This window comes from Agrobacterium tumefaciens, assembly GCA_025560025.1.
Lineage (GTDB): Bacteria > Pseudomonadota > Alphaproteobacteria > Rhizobiales > Rhizobiaceae > Agrobacterium.
Window position 1 is genome coordinate 2,889,618 of sequence record CP048485.1, and the last position, 19,302, is coordinate 2,908,919.

The following is a 19,302-nucleotide window of genomic DNA, read 5'->3' on the forward strand; positions in this document are numbered from 1 at the left end:
CGGTTTTTGTCCGGCCGGTCCGCAAAGGCTGGAAAACCCGTCAGCGCCGCCGAAGCCGGCATGAAGCGCGTGCAGTTCTCCTCGTCCTTCGTGCCCTATCTGTTTCTGGCGCCGCAACTGGCGGTGATTTTCATCTTCTTTTACTGGCCTTCCGTTCAGGCCGTGCATTCATCGTTCTATATTGAAGACCCCTTCGGCTTCGGCGCCTCTTTTGTCGGGTTCGCCAATTATTCGGACGCGATATTCAATCCGGAATATCTCAGCATCGCCAAGTTCACGGTCATCTTCACCGTGCTGGTGACCTTCTTCTCGCTGGCGCTTGGGCTGCTGCTCGCCGTCAAGGCCGATGCCGTCATTCGCGGCAGTTCGACCTACAAGACGGTGCTTATTTCCGTCTATGCCATTGCGCCGCCGGTCGCGGGCCTCATCGGCATGATGTTCTTCGACCAGCATATCGGGCCTTTCGTCAAGATGGCCGCGATGCTCGGTTGGGACATGAAAGTCGGGCTCAATTATTTCGATACTGCTTTCGCCATGGTGGTCGTCGCTGTCTGGAAGCAGATTCCTTACAATTTCATCTTCTTCCTGTCCGGCTTGCAGGGTGTCTCCGTCGCCGTGCGTGAGGCTGCCGCCATCGACTGCCGCTCGGGTTTTCGCCGGTTCTGGACGGTCATCATGCCGTTGCTGGCACCCACCGCCTTCTTCCTGCTCATCATCAACATCACCTATTCCCTGTTCGATACGTTCGGTGTCATCGACGTGATGGTGAAGGATAAGGCGGCCAACAACCCGATCACCCTGGTCTACAAGGTGTTTCTCGACGGTTTCCGCGGCAATGACATCGGCGGTTCCTCGGCCCAGTCCGTCATTCTGATGCTGGTCGTCTTCGTCCTCACCATCATCCAGTTCCGCTTCATCGAGAAGCGCATCCATTACAATTGAGGGAAAAGACGATGTACAAGACAAAACCCCTCGATCACCTGGTGCTGATCATCGGCGCGCTGTTCCTGATCTTGCCGGTCGTCGTGGCCTTCATGACCTCCACCCATACAGCGGCGGAAATTCACCGCAGCGGCCTGACGCTGGTTCCCGGTGATAATTTCATCGAGACCTATGAAAAGGTCCTGACGCAGAAGGGTGGCTTCACCGGGCAGATCACCGGCATCAACATGGTGATCAACTCGCTCATCCTCGGCATCGGTTTTGCCGTCGGCAAGATTATCCTGTCGATGACGGCGGCCTATGCGATCGTCTATTTCCGCTTTCGCTTTGCGACGCTTGCCTTCTGGATCATTTTCACCACGCTGCTTCTGCCGCTCGAGGTGCGCATCATGCCGTCCTACGAGGTGATGAGCAAACTCGGGCTCCTGAACTCCTATACCGGGTTGATCGTGCCGCTTCTGGCGTCTGCGACAGGCACCTTTTATTTCCGGCAATTCTTCAAATCCATTCCGGAGGAACTGCTGGAAGCCGCCCGCATCGATGGTGCCGGTCCGGTCAAGTTCTTCATCGATGTCATCATTCCGCTTTCCCGTACCATGATGGCGGCGATCTTCATCATCATGTTCGTTTATGGCTGGAACCAGTATCTCTGGCCCATGCTGATGACGACGGATGAGAGTTTCTTCACCCTGATGCGCGGCATCAAGTCGATCCTGCAGGTCTGGGTCGGTTCGCAAATTCCCGATTATAACGAAGCTTTCGCGCTTGCCGTCCTGGCCATGCTGCCGCCTGTGCTGATCGTCGTGATCTTCCAGCGCTGGTTCATCAAGGGCCTCACCGAGAGCGATAAATAAGGAGACCGAAATGGCCGCGATAGAAATCAGTCAGGTCTGCAAGGATTATCATGGCGGCGTACGCGCCGTACATCGCGTCGATATCGACATCAGGGACGGTGAGTTCATCGTTCTGGTCGGCCCCTCCGGCTGCGGCAAGTCCACGCTTCTGCGCATGGTGGCCGGCCTTGAGGATATCTCCGAAGGCACGGTCAAGATCGGTGACCGCTTGGTCAACCAGGTCGATCCGGCCGACCGGGATATCGCCATGGTGTTTCAGAACTATGCGCTTTACCCGCATATGTCGGTGCGGCAGAACCTGGAATACGGCTTGAAGAACCGCAAGACGCCGAAGGCGGAGATTGATGCGCGTGTTGCTGAGGCCGCCCGCATGCTGCAGCTCGAACCTTATCTTGACCGCAAGCCGCGTGCTCTTTCCGGCGGTCAGCGGCAGCGAGTCGCCATGGGTCGCGCCATTGTGCGCAAACCGGCGGCCTTCCTGTTCGATGAGCCTTTGTCCAACCTTGACGCCAAGCTGCGTGTTTCGATGCGCGGCGAGATCAAGCGCCTGCAGAAGCGCCTTGGCACAACCTCCATCTATGTCACCCATGACCAGCTGGAAGCCATGACCCTGGCCGATCGTCTGGTGGTGCTGAATGGTGGCCGCATCGAGCAGATCGGCGCGCCGCTCGAGGTTTATCACACCCCGGCTTCCACCTTCGTCGCGAGCTTCATCGGCTCTCCCGCCATGAACCTCCTGAACGGCGAGTTGCACGGGGATGGCCTTGCCATCGGGCCGTCGCTGGTCTCGCTTGGCGGTTTCGCGCCGACCTCCGGTCCGGTCACGGTCGGTATGCGGGCGGAAGATTTCCGTCTGGCGGCGGAAGGCGAGCAGGGTTTCGTGCTGCGCGTCGATTATATCGAGGAGCTCGGCTCCCAGCGTCTCATCCACGGTATGATCGGCGATCAGAACCTCACAGTGGCGTTTTCGCCCGAGGTTGAGGTTCCGGCTACCCTGTCGGTTGCCATATCCCCGGACAAGCTGCACTTCTTCTCCAGCGAAACCGGCAAGCGGATTTCCGGCAAGGCGGAGCAAGCTGTGGTGCAGCCGTCTGAACTGGCAACGGCCTGACTATATCGGGAGAAATCGGCGCGATGGCTAAAATTGCGCCGATTGTCAAAACCGGTTTGTTACGATCCCGGTGATAGAAGACCTCCAATATCTCACGGGGGTTTTCTGGCATGTCTTTCAAAATGATGTTCGCGACAGCGGCAACCATGGCGATCCGCTCGGTGCCGATATTGCCGGCCTCTTTGCGCCGGGCAAAAGACGAAAGTGTCGTCAGCGCATCGTGCACGGATTTGCGGCTTCAGCCGGCCCCCATCAACCCTGACTGGATTATTTCCGGTAATCCCCAGGCGCGCGCGGCGGATCACTCCAGAAGCGGCGACCGCGCCTCCAGTACCGCCATGTGGGATTGCACGGCGGGTGAATTCCGCTGGTTCTTCGGCTGGGACGAGACCGTCTATATTCTCGAAGGCGAGGTGCATGTGACCGCCGAAGACGGCTCGGTCAGCATCCTGCGGGTTGGCGATGTCGCATATTTCCGTGCGGGGACCTGGGCCACCTGGCGGGTGGATGAATATGTCCGCAAGGTCGCTTTCATGCGCCGCCCATTTCCCACGGCATTGGCTCTGGCTTACCGGGTCAAGAACAAGCTGTTTGCCGGTCGCTCCTACAAGCTCGCGGCCTGAAACGATAAAACCTTCCGGCCGACGAGCCTGCCGGGCTCCGTCGGCCGAATTGTGAAGGTTCAATAAAACTCACAAAAAGCACCCCTCGCAGCAGTTGCGTTTGAATGGTCGCTGCCCTACATCTTCAGGGTTTTCTGAAGCATTTCCGGGTCACTTCCGGTCCTGCCGGGAATCGGGAAAAGACGAGGCAATGGGCACGGTGGACCGGCAAAGCGTCCGCATGCTGCAAGAGGAACATGCGCATGGCGAAGATCAAAAACGTCGCGATCCAGATGGATCATGTCTCCGGCATCAACATCGCCGGTGACTCCACCTTCGCCATGAGCCTTGAGGCGCAGGCACGCGGATACCGGCTGTTCCACTACACGCCTGACCGTCTCTCCATGCGCGACGGCAAGATTTACGCCACCGTCGAACAGATGGAGCTGCGCGACATCAAGGGGGACCATTTCTCGCTTTCCGCGCCGGAGCGTGTCGATCTCTCGACCATGGATGTCATCCATCTGCGTCAGGATCCGCCATTCGACATGGCCTACATCACCTCGACCCACCTGCTGGAACGCATTCATCCGAAAACGCTGGTGGTCAACGATCCCGCTTGGGTCCGCAACTCGCCGGAAAAGATTTTCGTCACCGAATTCGCCGATCTGATGCCGAAAACGCTGATCACCAAGGACGTCGCCGAGATCGCCAGATTCCGCAATGAAATGGGCGATATCATCCTCAAGCCCCTTTACGGCAATGGTGGTGCCGGCGTCTTCCATTCGGCACGCGATGACCGCAATTTCTCCTCGCTGCTGGAAATGTTCGGCCAGATGTTCCGCGAGCCTTACATCGCCCAGCAATATCTTCCCGATGTTCGCAAGGGCGACAAGCGTATCCTGCTGGTGGATGGCGAGCCGGTTGGCGCAATCAACCGCGTGCCGGCGGAAAATGATGCCCGCTCCAACATGCATGCCGGCGGCCGCCCGGAACCGACGGAACTGACAGCGCGCGAAAAGGAAATCTGCCGCCGCATCGGTCCTGCCCTGCGCGAGCGTGGTTTCCTGTTTGTCGGCATCGATGTGATTGGCGATTATATGACGGAAATCAACGTCACCTCGCCGACCGGCATTCGCGAAGTGCAAAAATTCGGCGGTGCCGATGTTGCAAGCCTGTTGTGGGACGCGATCGAGAAAAAGCGCGAAGCGCAGGATTTCTGAGGCGCGCCACCGGCCTCCCTTTGTTCCATGCGTACAACTCGGTGCAACTAAAATACACCGATCGCGTGAAATTGTTCCTTCGATGTTCTTGTTTTATTCTTTGCTGCATGGCACGTTGCTTATGGGTGGCGCGCCATGGAGCATGAAGCTCTGATGTCGTGGCCGGTTTGCGGGGGCAGGCCATGGTGGCACGGGTCAATACGGTTGCATTTCAGGGCATAGAGGGTGTGCCGGTCGAGGTGCAGGTCATGGTCGCACCTGGAAGGGTCGGAATCCAGATCGTTGGCCTGCCGGACAAGGCAGTGGCCGAAAGCCGGGAGCGGGTGCAGGCCGCCCTGCATGCCTCGGGTCTGGCGCTGCCGGCAAAAAAAGTCACAGTCAATCTGGCCCCTGCCGATTTGCCGAAGGAGGGGTCGCATTTCGATCTTCCCATCGCTTTGGGTCTCATGGCCGCTTTAGGGGCCATACCGGCGGAAGCGCTGGCAAAATATGTGGTTCTCGGCGAACTCAATCTCGATGGCACCATCGGTATGGTTTCGGGCGCTCTGCCTGCTGCCATTGGCGCCAATGCACTTGGCAAGGGACTGATCTGCCCGGCCGAAAGCGGACCGGAGGCAGCCTGGGCCGGAGCCGGTATCGATATTCTCGCCCCGCGCAGCCTCATTGCGCTCGCCAATCATTTTCGCGGCACCCAGCTCCTGTCGCGCCCGACGCCCGCTATCCGCGCCAATCCCGTCAATCTGCCTGATCTTGCCGATATCAAGGGGCAGGAGAGCGCGAGACGGGCGCTGGAAGTAGCGGCGGCCGGCGGCCATAATCTGCTCATGGTCGGTCCGCCCGGGTCGGGCAAATCCATGCTCGCGGCGCGCCTGCCTTCCATCCTGCCACCGCTCGAGGCGGCGGAGTTGCTGGAAGTTTCCATGGTTCATTCCATCGCCGGCCAATTGTCCGGCGGCAAGCTTTCGGACCGCAGACCGTTTCGCACGCCGCACCATTCCGCCACCATGGCAGCGCTGATTGGCGGAGGATTACGTGCCAAACCGGGCGAGGCCTCGCTTGCCCATCACGGCGTTCTTTTTCTCGATGAGTTCCCGGAATTTTCACCACAGGTGCTGGATGCGCTTCGCCAGCCGCTGGAGACGGGCGAATGCATCATTGCGCGGGCCAATCACCGCGTCAGCTATCCGGCGGAAATCCAGCTCGTCGCGGCAATGAATCCCTGCCGCTGCGGTATGGCGGGAGAGCCGGGTTTCACCTGCGCCCGCGGCCCGCGTTGTGTGACGGATTATCAGGCCCGCATTTCCGGCCCGCTGCTGGATCGCATCGATATCCGTATCGACGTTCCCGCTGTCTCCGCCGCCGATCTCATTCGCCCCGTGGCGGCCGAGCCGAGTGCCATGGTGGCCGCCCGTGTCGCCCGGGCGCGCTTTGCGCAGCAGGAACGCTATGCGGCGGCAGGATTTCCCGCCATTCGCACGAATGCCCGCTGCACGACGACCCTGATAGAAAAATATGCCGAGCCGGATGCGTCCGGGCTGCAATTGCTGCGCGACGCGGCCGAGAGGCTGAAATTTTCCGCGCGCGGTTATCATCGCATTCTCAAGGTTGCCCGTACCCTGGCCGATCTGGATGGCAAACAGACGGTCGGCCGCATCCATGTCGCCGAGGCCGTGTCCTATCGTATCGCGGGCGAAAGGCTGACGGCGGCGGCCTAGAGCATCTCCGTTGAAAGTGCGAAGTAGTTCTAAGTCCGGGCTCGGCGACTCCGTCTAAACCGAATGTGCACTAGAAGGCCGCCCTTCGTACGCGGCCTGAAAAACAATGTGCCGCCAGCGGGGCCAGCGGCACATTGGAATATTTGCTAATCTGGCACGCGATTAGACCGCGCCTGAAAGCGTGGCTTAAAGCCCAAGCCCTTCGAAAAGCGCCGTCGAAAGGTAACGTTCCGCGAAGGAAGGAATGATGACGACGATGTTCTTGCCGGAATTTTCTTCCCGCGCGCCGACCTTGATCGCCGCCGCCAGCGCAGCACCGGAAGAGATGCCGACAGGCACGCCTTCCAGTTTCGCCACCAGACGTGCTGTTTCGAAAGCCTCGTCATTGGTAACGGTGACGATCTCGTCATAGATTCCGGTGTCGAGGATAGCGGGTGCAAAGCCTGCGCCGATGCCCTGAATCTTGTGGGGGCCGGGATTTCCGCCGGAAAGCACAGGGCTGTCGGCGGGCTCGACCGCAATGACCTTTACCTCCGGCTTGCGGGATTTCAGTACCTGGCCCGTGCCCGTAATCGTGCCACCTGTGCCGATGCCCGAGACCAGAATGTCTACGGTGCCGTCGGTATCGTTCCAGATTTCTTCGGCTGTCGTCCTGCGGTGAACATCCGGATTGGCGGGGTTTTCGAACTGCTGCGGAATGATGGCGTCGGGCAGTGTTTCTGCCAGTTCCTGCGCCTTGGCGATCGCGCCCTTCATGCCCTTGGGGCCTTCGGTCAGGACCAGCTCAGCGCCAAGCAGGGCCAGCATTTTCCGGCGTTCGACCGACATGGTCTCTGGCATGGTCAGGATCAGCCTGTAGCCCTTGGCAGCGGCGGCAAAGGCGAGCGCGATGCCGGTATTGCCTGATGTCGGCTCCACCAGCGTCGTTTTGCCGGGCGTGATCTTGCCCTGCGCTTCCAGAGCCTCGATCATGGCGACGCCGATGCGGTCCTTCACGGAGGCGATGGGATTGAAAAATTCGAGCTTGGCGAGAAGATTGGCCTTCACGCCCTTCTCCTTCGCCAGCTTGTCCAGCCGCACGATCGGCGTATCGCCGATTGTTTCCGTGATGGAGGAATAGACGCGTCCGCGTCCGGGCTTTCTGGCTTCGGGCATGATGCTCTCCTGTATGAAGGCCACAGAATAGTGACCGCAAGATTTGAGCGGCAGAATAGGAGCAATCGCCGCGTCAATCTAGCGAACGTTCATCCTTATATGGCTGGTTTAATGGAAAAATTTCACGATAAAACAGCCGAATGCACGAATTTATTTTAGGTGCTGCGGATCGCGATCATGGTCGCCGTTCCGGCCAGAATACCGGCCGCGGTGCGGTTAAGGATCGTCAAGGCGCTCGGCCGTTTAAGCAGGTTACGTGCCTTGGCCGCGAGCAGGATGTAAGGCAGCAGAACCGCCATCAGCACGGCGAAGGTGATGGCGAGAAGTGTCGCATATTCCGACGGCCCGATCATGCGGATATCGATCAGCGTCGGCACCAGCGCCACGTAAAACAGCATGGTTTTGGGATTGCCAAGCGTGATCAGCAGGCCGGACAGGAAGGACATGGGCATGCTGGTGCTCTTTTTAGCCTTCAGGTCCTGCGGCAAAAGGCCGGCGGTCCAGAGCTTCCAGGCGATGTAGAGGAGATAGGCCGCGCCCGCGAATTTCAGGACCATGAAGGCCTCCTGAAAGGTCTGCGCCACAAAGGCGAGGCCCAATATCACGCCGGTCAGGTAGATCATGTCGCCCAGCACCAGCCCGAGGCCCATGAAGAAGGTTTCCCGGAAGCCTGATCCCAGCGCCCGCGCCACGATTGCCGTCATGCCGGGACCAGGAATGGCGGCGGCGATGAAGAGGGCGGTGGCATAGGCAAGCAGGGTCGTCAGCGTCATAGTCGTCTTTCCCGGAAATCCGCTAAATCCATAGCGAAATCGCCGGGTAAAAACAATCGGATCATAGAGGCCCGCTGGTCAGATTCCTGTCGAACCGAAACCGCCGGCGCCGCGCGCTGTCTCGGATGTCTCGGTTACTTCACTGACGACAACCTGCGTTACGGGAGCGATCACCATCTGGGCGATGCGCATGCCGCGCTCGATGACGAAATCATCCTGCCCCAGATTGGCGAGAATGACCTTCACTTCGCCGCGATAATCGCTGTCCACCGTGCCGGGGGAATTGAGGCAGGTGATGCCGTTCTTGATGGCGAGGCCGGAGCGGGGGCGGATTTGCGCTTCATAACCTTGCGGAACTTCGAAAACGAAGCCTGTCGGCACGAGCGTCCGTTCGCCGGGTTTGAGGGTCAGCGGTTCACCCAGAGGCACCGCCGCGCGCAGGTCCATGCCGGCCGCGCCACGGGTTTCATAGGAAGGCAATTCGAGGTCTGCGCCATTGGCGAGACGGACGAGCCGGAGGAGGGGTCTATTGTCGTTTTGAACGGTCATGGGGCATTAGTTTGCCGAGATCGCGGCAAGGTCAATTGCAAAAGCGGGCCTGAAACGCTAGATACCCCGCAATTCCACAGGATTTGTCAGATGGCCGAAACACTTGCCGAGGCGGTCTCCCGCCGCCGCACCTTTGCTATTATTGCGCACCCGGACGCGGGTAAGACCACGCTTACGGAAAAACTGCTGCTGTTCGGCGGAGCGATCCAGCTTGCCGGTGAGGTGAAGGCGAAGAAGGATCGCATCCAGACCCGTTCGGACTGGATGAAGATCGAGCGTGAGCGCGGCATTTCGGTCGTCACGTCGGTCATGACCTTCGAATATAACGACCGCGTTTTCAACATTCTCGATACGCCCGGCCACGAGGATTTCGCCGACGATACCTACCGCACCCTGACGGCGGTGGATGCGGCGATCATGGTCATCGATGCCGCCAAGGGTATCGAGCCGCGCACGCTGAAGCTCTTCGAAGTCTGCCGCATGCGCGACATTCCGATCATCACCTTCATCAACAAGATGGACCGCGAAAGCCGCGATCCCTTCGAGATTCTGGATGAGGTGGAAGAGAAGCTGGCGCTGGATACTGCGCCGATCACCTGGCCGGTCGGGCGGGCGAAGACTTTCTGCGGCGCCTATAATCTCGCTAAAAACACCTTCCGCGGCAACGATACCCAGGTGGACGGGCTGCCGGTAAACGGCCCCCGGGCTGTTGCCGACCGCCTGCCGGAAAATGAACGCCACCTCTTTGTCGAAGAAACCGAACTGGCGCTGGAAGCCTGCCGTCCTTTCGATCGTCAGGCATTTCTCGAAGGTCACATGACGCCGGTTTTCTTCGGTTCGGCGCTGCGCAATTTCGGTGTGCGCGATCTCATCAATGCGCTTGGTGACTTCGCGCCGCCGCCGCGCGATCAGGTGGCGGATACCCGCACCGTCCATGCGGCTGAAGAGAAAATGACGGCCTTTGTCTTCAAGATTCAGGCCAATATGGACCCGAACCATCGTGACCGTATCGCTTTCGCCCGCATCTGCTCGGGCAAGCTGGAGCGCGGCATGAAGGCGCGGCTTGCTCGCACCGGCAAACAGATGGGCCTTACCGCGCCGCAATTCTTCTTCGCCTCGCAGCGCCAGCTGGCCGATACGGCCTTTGCGGGCGACGTGGTCGGCATCCCGAACCATGGCACGCTGCGCATCGGCGATACGCTGACCGAAGGTGAAAACCTCGTCTTCCAGGGCGTACCGAACTTCTCGCCGGAAATCCTGCGGCGTGTACGTCTGGAAGACGCCATGAAGGCCAAGAAGCTGAAGGAAGCCCTGCAGCAGATGGCGGAAGAGGGCGTCGTGCAGCTCTTCTCGCCGGAAGACGGTTCGCCCGCTATCGTCGGCGTTGTCGGCGCGCTGCAGCTCGACGTGTTGAAGGAGCGTCTGATGGGCGAATATGGCCTGCCGGTCTCCTTCGAAATGTCGCGCTTTTCCGTCTGCCGCTGGATTTCTTCCGATCAGCCGGCGGAAATGGACAAGTTCCTCAACGTCAAGCGCGGCGATATCGCCCGCGATCTGGATGGCGATCCGGTGTTTCTGGCGCAGGACGCTTTCTCGCTCCGCTATGAGTCCGAGCGTTTTCCGGCGATCAAGATGGTCGCGATCAAGGAATATCACGTCGCCAAGGCGGCGTGATATCAGCCGGATTGCACTTTGTATGCCAAGGGCCGAGCATTTTCAGGAAAAGTGCGCAGCGGTTTTCCGTCCGGAAATGCGGAAAAACAAAGAGCTAGAGCATTGAAGGTGATTACGTTTTCACCGGAAATGCTCTAGTTTCCCCGTTAAACGGGAAACTGGTCCGGTATCATGACGCTTTCAGGCAAACATATTCTTCTCATCATCTCCGGCGGCATCGCGGCCTATAAGAGCCTTGATCTCATCCGCCGCCTGAAAGAGCGCGGCGCGAAGGTGACGCCTGTGATGACGAAGGGCGCCCAGGAATTCGTCACGCCGCTTGCCGTCGGCGCACTGTCCGCCACCCACGTTTTCACCGAGCTTTTTTCCAGACAGGACGAGCAGGATGTCGGGCATATCCGGCTTGCGCGCGACTGTGACCTCGTGCTGGTCGCGCCCGCCACTGCCGACCTGATGGCAAAGATGGCGCATGGGCTGGCTGACGATCTTGCCTCCACGATCCTTCTGGCGACCGATCGCAAGGTGCTGGTCGCACCTGCAATGAACCCGAAAATGTGGTCCGCCAGGCCGACAGCGCGCAATGTCGAAATGCTGAAAAAAGACGGCGTGTCTTTCATCGGCCCCATGGCGGGCGAGATGGCGGAAAAGGGTGAGGCGGGTCTTGGCCGCATGGCGGAGCCGTTGCAGATTGTCGAAGCCGTGGCGGCGCTGCTCGACGCTGGGCCGAAGCCTCTGAAGGGCAGGACGGCCATCGTCACCTCCGGCCCCACCCATGAGCCGATCGATCCGGTCCGTTACATCGCCAATCGCTCCTCCGGCAAGCAGGGCCATGCCATCGCAGCGGCGCTGGCGGAACTGGGAGCCGAGGTCACGCTGGTCTCCGGTCCGGTCACTATTGCCGATCCGGCGGGCGTTGCGACAATCCACGTTGAGCGCGCCGAGGAGATGCGCGATGCGGTGATTTCGAGACTGCCGGCGGATATTGCCGTCATGGTCGCGGCCGTCGCCGACTGGCGGGTGGCAGGCGCGTCGGAACAGAAGATCAAGAAGCAGCCGGGCGATGCCCCGCCTGCGCTGCAACTGACGGAGAATCCCGATATTCTCAAAACCGTTGGCCACCATGAAAAGCGCCCGAAACTGGTGGTGGGTTTCGCCGCCGAAACGCAGGATGTCGAAAAGAATGGTCGGGCCAAGCTGGAACGTAAGGGTGCAGATTATATCGTCGCCAATGATGTGTCCGCCGAAACCGGCATCATGGGAGGGGACCGCAACAGCGTGAAGATCATTTCGGCTGACGGTGTCGAGGCTTGGCCGGATCTGGACAAGGCAGACGTCGCAAAACGCCTGGCAGCCCTTATCGCGGAGAAACTGGCATGAGCCTGTTCGATCAAAAGACCTTCGACCGGTTGCTCGGCGAATGGCCGGGCGTGCGTTTTGTCGATCAGTGGGATTCCCATGTCGCCAAGGTCGGAGACAAGGTCTTTGCGGTGCTGGGAGAGCGAGTGGATTGGCGGCTTGTGGTGAAATGTTCGGAGGAAAGCTTCGAAATCCTCACCTCACTGGAAGGCATCGGTCAGGCGCCCTATTTCGCCAAACGCAAATGGGTGTCGATTGCCGACCATTCGCCGCTGGAGCAGGAAGAGCTGGAGCATTATGTGCGCCGCTCCTATGAGCTTGTCGCAGCCGGCCTGACGAAGAAGCTGCGGGGCGAACTGGGCATAGTGATCGACACTGCGCCCACGATATAGTTTCTCGTTTCAGTTGACCTTCTTGTCTTTGCCGATGATCTGGCGGACGCCTTCCTTGGTGAAGGGTTGCAAAAGCTGAGGCACAAATCCCTTCGCGATCTCACCCTTGATGCCGATATCGGTGGAAGAGGGCCGATCCGGATTGTGGTAGGAGCCGAAGATCACATCGAAGATGACGAGATTTTCGCCGTAATTGGTGTTTCCTTCCGGAAGCTGCTTTGAATGGTGCCACCGGTGCAGCCGCGGCGTGCTGAACACGTAGTCGAGCAGGCCGGTTTTCATGTCGACATTGCAGTGGGTCAGAATGCCGATGAAGGCGGTAACGGCCCCAAGCCACCAGAAAACCTGCAAAGGCGCGCCCATGAAATAAAGCGGTATCTGGCTGAGCGCGATCTTGAAAAGCGAGTCCGCCACATGAAAGCGGCCCGTATTGACCACCCACAGCCGCACAACGCTGTGGTGCAGGGCATGGAAACGCCAGAAGAACACGGTTTCATGCGCGATGCGGTGGGCCCAGTAGAGACCGAATTCGGCGATGGTGACCGCAAGTGCGACCTGAACCACCATCGGCAGATCGGAAGGCCACATGTCGAACCGCATGGCTGCAAGCGGTTGCAGCACATTGGCGGTGACCATTGGAAAGATCGCCCCCGCAACGGCGGCAAGCTGGACAAGACCCTTGGTCAAAAGTGTGTGGCCAATGCTGGTTGCGGTTTCACCGTCACCCTCAAGCCATTCGACCTCATAGGGAATATAGCGTTCAAGAAGAAACAGAGCCATCACCGCACAGGCATAGACGGCGAGGAACCCCATTATCGGGTGGCTGCTCGTGAAGGCGACATAGGAGCCGGCAAGGCCGGAGAAAAACACCATCGGCCACGAAGCGTAGGTAAGGGCCTGTTTTATTGCCTGAGTTTTTGCCATGAATCTCAATTCCCGTCCGGCAATCATCTAACATCCAACCAGCGGCGCAGCTCCTCGCAGGATCGCGGTTGCCCGTCGCTGAAGCGCCCGTCCCGGCAGGGATCGGTTCGCATTGGCCGCGTCGGCCGATAATAGTCCCATTCCCTGCGGCCATGCCTCTCGGTGCGCCGCAGTTCACGCTTCAGCTCGCCGCAACTGCGCGGTTTGCCATCACTCATGCGACCATCCTTACAGGGGTCGTAAAACATATGTTCCGCCATCGCTTCAGGCGCTGACACCGGCTGAAGGCTGAGGAATATCGAAGCCGCCAGAAACGTGAGCAATCTCATCGGTCACCTGTTCCGTTAAAAGATCAGGTGACTATTCCTCGTTAGATTGCATGAGCATGGCATGCTTCGATCATATTGGTCGGGCAGAGGCTTCCGGAGTGTGCGTGCTGCCCCCACGTTCGGCTCATTCTTAACTGATTCGGATTGCAATATAGAGAAGCGTCAGCGCAATCACCCAGAGCGCTGCCCGTCCCCATCTGGTATGTCGCGCTTCCGCCTTGCCGATGGCTTCCGCCGTCTGTGCGTCGAAACGCAGGCCGTTTTCGCTCATATACATCAGGTCCGAATGCAGCTTCTCCGTCTTGGCGGCGATCTCGGGTGCTGCCTCCGCAAGCTTGAGAGCCGCCTTCACGCCGTCCTTCAGGTCGGTGACGATGCGTTTCGGCCCGAGATTATCCCTGATCCAGCCGCCGACGACCGGATCAGCCGCCTTCCACATGTTGAAGCGCGGATTGAGCATGCGCGACACGCCCTCCACCACCACCATGGTCTTTTGCAGCATCACCAGTTCCGGGCGCGTTTCCATGTCGAAGAGTTCGGTTACTTCAAACAGCAGCGTCAAAAGCTTGCCCATGGAGATCGTCTCGGCCGGCTGGCCGTGGATCGGTTCGCCGATAGCGCGGATCGCCTGGGCGAAGCTGGCTTTATCGTGATGACCCGGCACATAACCGGCCTCGAAATGCACTTCCGCCACGCGCATGTAATCGCGGGTGATGAAGCCGTAGAGGATTTCGGCGAGGAAACGGCGCTCCTTTTTGCCAAGGCGTCCGGCAATGCCCATATCGACGGCGACGATCTCGCCTTCAGCATCCACGAAGAGATTGCCGGGATGCATATCGGCATGGAAAAAGCCGTCGCGCAGCGTGTGGCGCAGGAAAGACTGGATCAGCGTGTCGGCGAGCTGGTTCAGGTCGTGACCGGCGGCCTTCAGCCCCTCGATATCCGACATCTTGACGCCGTCGATCCATTCCATGGTGACGACATCGCGGCCGGTGCGTTCCCAGTCGACCTCGGGAACGCGGAACCCGGGATCGTCCTTGGTGTTTTCCGCAAGTTCGGAAAGCGCGGCGGCCTCAAGCCGCAGATCCATCTCGATCTTGGTGGTCTGTTCCAGAGTGCGCGTCACTTCAACCGGGCGCAGGCGACGGGCGGAGCGGACGAAACGCTGTTGCAGGTCGGCGATCAGATACATCGCCTCGAGATCGTTCTGGAAGCGCTGGCGCACACCGGGGCGGATGACCTTGACGGCCACCTTGCGTGGCCCTTTCGGCGTATCCACTATGGCCGGGTGAACCTGGGCGATGGAAGCGGCGGCGATCGGATCGCCGAATTCCCTGTAAAGCTCCGAAACCGGGCGCCCGAGTGAACCTTCGATATTGGCCTTCGCCGCGGCTGCGGGAAAAAACGCCATGCGGTCCTGAAGGCTTGCGAGATCATCGGCAAAATCGGCGCCGACGACATCAGGCCTTGTGGCCAGAAACTGACCCATCTTCACATAGGAAGGGCCAAGCCGCTCGACAGCCGTGGCCAGCCGGTCACTGCGCTGCGCCCGCTTGGCCTTGCTGCGGGCGAAGGGCTTCAGCACCGCTTTCAGCAATTGTGCTGGTGCAGGCAGGTCATCGGACGGCAGTGCCAGCACAACGCCTTCGCGCACGAGAACCCAGCCAACCCTTGTGAGGCGGAAATATGCGCCCAAAGTGCTCATGCTTATGCCTGTCTCCTGCTCTTGCCGGCCATTATCTTATAGCTTCCAGCCGGAATGCAGGGCGGCGATGCCGCCGGTGTAATTCGTATAGGTCACGCGGGAAAAGCCTGCGGTCCGGATCATCGCCGCGAAATCCTCCTGATTGGGGAATTTGCGGATCGACTCGACCAGATATTGATAGGGCTCTGCATCACCGGTGATCATCTTGCCGAATTGCGGAATGGCGTTGAACGACCATGCGTCATAGACGCGGTCGAGCAACGGCATTTCGACTTCGGAAAATTCCAGTACCAGCAGACGCCCGCCACGCTTGAGCACACGGTGAGCCTCCTTCAGCGCCACATCGATGCGCGGCACGTTGCGAATGCCGAATGCGACCGTATAGGCATCGAATGTGTTTGCCTCGAAGGGCAGCTCCTCGGCATTCGCCTCCACGAAGGTCAGATTGTCGGAAAGCTTCTTTTTCGCCGCGCGCTCCTCGCCAACCGCCAGCATAGAGCCGTTAATGTCGAGAACGGTGGCATGCGCCAGACGATTGGAGGCTTCGACGATGCGGAAGGCGATATCGCCGGTGCCGCCCGCCACGTCCAGAACCTTGTAGGAGGCATCCTTGCGCGGCGAAAGCGAGGAGACCATGGCGTCTTTCCACAACCGGTGCATGCCAGCCGACATCACGTCGTTCATGATGTCGTAACGCTTGGCCACCTTGTGGAAGACCTCGTTGACCAGCCCCTGCTTCTTGCCTTCGTCCACCTTGTGGAAGCCATAGGACGTTTCCATGCCGCCTTGGGCAGTGGTACGGGCGTCGGTCATCGTCTGTCTCCATATTTATTGCGTGGCGGACCATAGCGGAAACGCCATGGCGACGCTATCTGTTGCCGCATCGCCTGGGCGCGACATTTCGCGTGCACTGTATAGACCACATGGTCCTAACGATAAACTGCCGGATAAGCCAGATGCCAGAATTGCCAGAAGTCGAAACCGTCAGACGCGGCCTTGCACCAGCCATGGAAGGAGCAAGCATCCGCAGGCTCCATCTCGGCCGTCCCGATTTGCGCTTTCCGTTCCCTGAGGATTTCGCGGCGCTGATCGAAGGCAAGACAATCATATCGCTCGGGCGCCGGGCGAAATATCTTTTGATCGAACTGGAGGACGGGCTGACCATCGTCGCTCATCTGGGCATGTCCGGCTCATTTCGTATTGAGGCGGAGATCGATGGGGCCGGTGACAGGGACGCGCCCGGCGCGTTTCATTATGCCCGTTCGAAAGACGGCAAGCATGACCATGTCGTCTTTCATCTCGACAAGGGAGAAGAGCGCGTCTGCGTCATCTATAACGATCCGCGCCGCTTCGGTTTCATGCATCTTGTCGAGCGCAACAAGCTCGACCTTTACCCTGCCTTTGCGGAGCTCGGCCCGGAGCCGACCGGCAACGCGCTCAGCGCTGATTATCTGGCGAGCCGGTTTGACGGCAAAAGCCAGCCTTTGAAAAGCACGCTGCTGGATCAGAAGATCATTGCCGGTCTCGGCAATATCTATGTCTGCGAGGCGCTGTGGCGCGCGCACCTTTCACCCTTGCGGGCGGCGGGAACGCTGGTCACGAAAACCGGCAAGCCGAAACCGCAGCTCGTCGATCTCACCGAAAAAATCCGCGACGTGATTGCGGACGCGATTGCCGCTGGCGGTTCTTCCCTGCGCGACCATATACAGACGGATGGAACGCTTGGTTATTTCCAGCATTCCTTTTCGGTCTACGATCAGGAAGGCCAGCCTTGCCGGACACCCGGCTGCGGGGGTACGGTTGAAAGGGTGGTGCAGGCTGGTCGTTCGACCTTCTATTGTGCCGCCTGCCAGAAATAGCTGAGTTGGAATAGCGGAGAAGGGGAGACTGCCGTGGATTATGAAACGATACTGGTGGAGAAACGCGATGAGGTGGGCGTCATCACGCTCAACCGCCCCAAGGCGCTCAACGCTCTCAATTCGGTGCTTCTGAAAGAACTGCGGCACATTCTTTCCTCATTTTCCGCTGACGATTCCATCGGTGCGATCATCATCACCGGATCGGAAAAGGCATTTGCCGCAGGCGCCGACATCAAGGAAATGCAGGGGCTGGATTTTGTCGACGCCTATGTCGGCGACTTCCTCGGCGGCTGGGAAGAGGTCGCAGCGACACGCAAGCCGGTCATCGCCGCAGTCTCAGGCTTTGCATTGGGCGGTGGGTGTGAGCTGGCGATGATGTGCGATTTCATCATCGCTTCGGACACGGCGAAATTCGGCCAGCCGGAAATCACGCTCGGCGTCATTCCCGGCATGGGCGGTTCGCAGCGGCTGACGAGGGCCGTGGGCAAGGCGAAGGCCATGGATCTGGTTCTGACCGGCCGCATGATGGATGCGGCGGAGGCCGAGCGCGCCGGTCTCGTGTCGCGGATCGTGCCGGCTGCAAATCTCATGGATGAGGCAGTGGAGGCAGCGACACGCATCGCCTCGCTGTCGCGCGCTTCCGTCCTCATGGCCAAGGAAAGTGTCAATCGCTCCTTCGAGGTCCCTCTGGCAGAGGGGCTCAGATATGAAAGACGATCCTTCCAGTCGCTCTTTGCAACGGCGGATCAGAAGGAGGGCATGGCGGCCTTCGTCGAAAAGCGCAAACCCGCTTTCCGGAATCGCTAAGGATTCGGAATATCGGCGCTTTTAAGCGTTTTGCGCGTTGACGGGCGTAAGCTTTAGCGGTATATGCCCGCCCACGGTTAAGGAAAGCCATCCGGCTTGTCCGAAATTACTCCCGCATTCTTGGGTTACGTGAGGTCGTAGAACGACCCGATCCTGTGGTTGCGGAATTTGGTTTGAATTCGAAGAGAGGCATACATGGCCAATACAACTTCGGCGAAAAAGGCGACCCGCAAGATCGCTCGCCGTACCGCAGTCAACAAGGCTCGCCGTTCGCGCGTTCGCGGCTTCATCCGCAAGGTCGAGGAAGCGATTGCTTCGGGCGATCTGGCAGTAGCCACCGAAGCTCTGAAGGCAGCTCAGCCCGAGATCCAGCGCGCCGCCACCCGGGGCGTTCTGCATGGCAACACCGCATCCCGCAAGGTGTCGCGTCTCGCACAGCGCGTTAAGGCCCTTTCCGCCTAATCCGGCTAATCACAAATAATTATTCTAAAAGCCTGGTCTTTTGACCGGGCTTTTTGTGATTCTAACCACCTGTTAAGCAATCCTGCCGTAACGTGACAAACGCGTGTCAGATGGACGACAGGAAATATTGAATAAAAACAATATCTTGCCGGAGGTGTCTCTGGAAATGGGAGGCTTTCTCTACGGAAGTCCCGACGAGTTTTGAGTCAAGAAGATTTTTATTTTTTTGCCAAAATCGCCTCTTAAAAAATGCCAAAATTGAATCTCATTGATTCATAAGCGATTCTGCTTCGGACCTTGCCCGTGATGCAAAACGGTCTTTGCGAGTCAATGGCCGATCTGAGTTTTTGCAGAAAAAACGCCATTGATCTCTCCCCACGATCCTGCCTAAATGCATTTCAACAAGGGGTGCGGATCGCAGTCCACAGATTATCGTGATGATCACATCGACGGTATTCACCTTCTTGCTGGCGGGTCTTTCGAGGTCCGTTTTCTCAGGTCATGGAGCTTTTTGTGCCGTTTCGGTCTCGGAACGGGCGGGAGCTTTTTGTCCTCAAGAATGCGCCTTTAGGTTGTGATGAAAGGAGCGTCTTTAGCGTGTCGCAGGCCTCTCCATGAGGGGGAGGGAAATGGGATAACCGGCTCGCAAACGAGTAGAAGCCTTTGACGTTCTTTCGAGGGGAGCGCTGAAGGCAAGAATAATACGAGGGGGATCCCTGGCGATCGATTTTTGGTCGTCAGGCTATGATTGGCAATTTGAAAGGCGGCAATATGCAATTGAATTTGGCGATGGGTGCGGTGGCTGATGGGGACCGCGCACCGAAGGCTTGTGATGCAGCTTGCTCAGATGCGGCAGGGGACAAATCGGCA

At 59.0% G+C, this 19,302-nt stretch carries 18 protein-coding genes; 12 read left to right on the plus strand and 6 right to left on the minus strand.

Features of this window, described 5'->3' with window-relative positions:
- Positions 1-60 precede the first annotated feature (60 nt).
- From FY152_13960 to FY152_13985, 6 genes are all read left to right on the plus strand, one after another.
- Positions 61-942, plus strand: coding sequence for a sugar ABC transporter permease (locus tag FY152_13960; GenBank protein UXS33292.1), 882 nt, complete (start codon positions 61-63; stop codon positions 940-942).
- Positions 943-953: 11 nt separating this feature from the next.
- Entirely contained in the window at positions 954-1,796 is an 843-nt protein-coding gene (gene ugpE / locus FY152_13965) for a sn-glycerol-3-phosphate ABC transporter permease UgpE (GenBank protein ID UXS33148.1), read from the plus strand.
- Between the two features lie 10 nt (positions 1,797-1,806).
- Positions 1,807-2,907 (plus strand): sn-glycerol-3-phosphate import ATP-binding protein UgpC, encoded by a 1,101-nt coding sequence (locus FY152_13970; protein ID UXS33149.1) that lies wholly within the window; start codon positions 1,807-1,809, stop codon positions 2,905-2,907.
- A 110-nt stretch (positions 2,908-3,017) separates the two neighbouring features.
- Positions 3,018-3,530 (plus strand): cupin domain-containing protein, encoded by a 513-nt coding sequence (locus FY152_13975; protein UXS33150.1) that lies wholly within the window; start codon positions 3,018-3,020, stop codon positions 3,528-3,530.
- Between the two features lie 242 nt (positions 3,531-3,772).
- Positions 3,773-4,732 carry a glutathione synthase gene (gene gshB / locus FY152_13980; GenBank protein ID UXS33151.1) on the plus strand — a complete coding sequence of 320 codons (960 nt, stop codon included), beginning with the start codon at positions 3,773-3,775 and terminating at the stop codon, positions 4,730-4,732.
- 182 nt (positions 4,733-4,914) lie between these two features.
- Positions 4,915-6,447, plus strand: coding sequence for a YifB family Mg chelatase-like AAA ATPase (locus FY152_13985; protein ID UXS33152.1), 1,533 nt, complete (start codon positions 4,915-4,917; stop codon positions 6,445-6,447).
- 186 nt (positions 6,448-6,633) lie between these two features.
- Here FY152_13985 and cysK read toward each other — a convergent pair whose 3' ends face one another.
- The 3 genes from cysK to dut all read right to left on the minus strand — a co-directional run bounded on the left by cysK (position 6,634) and on the right by dut (position 8,924).
- Entirely contained in the window at positions 6,634-7,602 is a 969-nt protein-coding gene (cysK, locus tag FY152_13990) for a cysteine synthase A (GenBank protein ID UXS33153.1), read from the minus strand.
- A gap of 155 nt (positions 7,603-7,757) precedes the next feature.
- Positions 7,758-8,375: a LysE family translocator gene (locus FY152_13995; protein ID UXS33154.1), complete on the minus strand. Its 618-nt coding sequence runs from the start codon at positions 8,373-8,375 to the stop codon at positions 7,758-7,760.
- Positions 8,376-8,453: 78 nt separating this feature from the next.
- The gene (gene dut, locus FY152_14000) at positions 8,454-8,924 is read right to left on the minus strand and encodes a dUTP diphosphatase (protein UXS33155.1); all 471 of its coding nucleotides are present in this window, start codon (positions 8,922-8,924) and stop codon (positions 8,454-8,456) included.
- 90 nt (positions 8,925-9,014) lie between these two features.
- Here dut and FY152_14005 point away from each other — a divergent pair, with 90 nt between their 5' ends.
- From FY152_14005 to FY152_14015, 3 genes are all read left to right on the plus strand, one after another.
- A complete protein-coding gene (locus FY152_14005) occupies positions 9,015-10,598 on the plus strand; it encodes a peptide chain release factor 3 (protein UXS33156.1) in 1,584 nt (527 codons plus the stop codon).
- Between the two features lie 171 nt (positions 10,599-10,769).
- Positions 10,770-11,975 (plus strand): bifunctional phosphopantothenoylcysteine decarboxylase/phosphopantothenate--cysteine ligase CoaBC, encoded by a 1,206-nt coding sequence (gene coaBC, locus FY152_14010; GenBank protein UXS33157.1) that lies wholly within the window; start codon positions 10,770-10,772, stop codon positions 11,973-11,975.
- Positions 11,972-12,346 (plus strand): MmcQ/YjbR family DNA-binding protein, encoded by a 375-nt coding sequence (locus FY152_14015; GenBank protein ID UXS33158.1) that lies wholly within the window; start codon positions 11,972-11,974, stop codon positions 12,344-12,346. The genes coaBC and FY152_14015 overlap by 4 nt, the downstream gene beginning before the upstream one ends.
- Before the next feature lie 9 nt (positions 12,347-12,355).
- Here the strand turns inward: FY152_14015 and FY152_14020 are convergent, their stop codons facing one another.
- The 3 genes from FY152_14020 to ubiE all read right to left on the minus strand — a co-directional run bounded on the left by FY152_14020 (position 12,356) and on the right by ubiE (position 16,117).
- Complete coding sequence (locus FY152_14020) at positions 12,356-13,270, minus strand: sterol desaturase family protein (GenBank protein ID UXS33159.1); 915 nt, start codon at positions 13,268-13,270, stop codon at positions 12,356-12,358.
- A gap of 459 nt (positions 13,271-13,729) precedes the next feature.
- Positions 13,730-15,304 (minus strand): 2-polyprenylphenol 6-hydroxylase, encoded by a 1,575-nt coding sequence (ubiB, locus tag FY152_14025; protein UXS33160.1) that lies wholly within the window; start codon positions 15,302-15,304, stop codon positions 13,730-13,732.
- A gap of 36 nt (positions 15,305-15,340) precedes the next feature.
- Positions 15,341-16,117 carry a bifunctional demethylmenaquinone methyltransferase/2-methoxy-6-polyprenyl-1,4-benzoquinol methylase UbiE gene (ubiE, locus tag FY152_14030; protein ID UXS33161.1) on the minus strand — a complete coding sequence of 259 codons (777 nt, stop codon included), beginning with the start codon at positions 16,115-16,117 and terminating at the stop codon, positions 15,341-15,343.
- A 143-nt stretch (positions 16,118-16,260) separates the two neighbouring features.
- Here ubiE and mutM point away from each other — a divergent pair, with 143 nt between their 5' ends.
- The 3 genes from mutM (at position 16,261) to rpsT (ending at position 18,432) form a co-directional block, all read left to right on the plus strand.
- The gene (gene mutM, locus FY152_14035; GenBank protein ID UXS33162.1) at positions 16,261-17,163 is read left to right on the plus strand and encodes a bifunctional DNA-formamidopyrimidine glycosylase/DNA-(apurinic or apyrimidinic site) lyase; all 903 of its coding nucleotides are present in this window, start codon (positions 16,261-16,263) and stop codon (positions 17,161-17,163) included.
- A 33-nt stretch (positions 17,164-17,196) separates the two neighbouring features.
- Complete coding sequence (locus FY152_14040) at positions 17,197-17,970, plus strand: enoyl-CoA hydratase (GenBank protein ID UXS33163.1); 774 nt, start codon at positions 17,197-17,199, stop codon at positions 17,968-17,970.
- 195 nt (positions 17,971-18,165) lie between these two features.
- Positions 18,166-18,432: a 30S ribosomal protein S20 gene (gene rpsT / locus FY152_14045; protein ID UXS33164.1), complete on the plus strand. Its 267-nt coding sequence runs from the start codon at positions 18,166-18,168 to the stop codon at positions 18,430-18,432.
- Positions 18,433-19,302 lie beyond the last annotated feature (870 nt).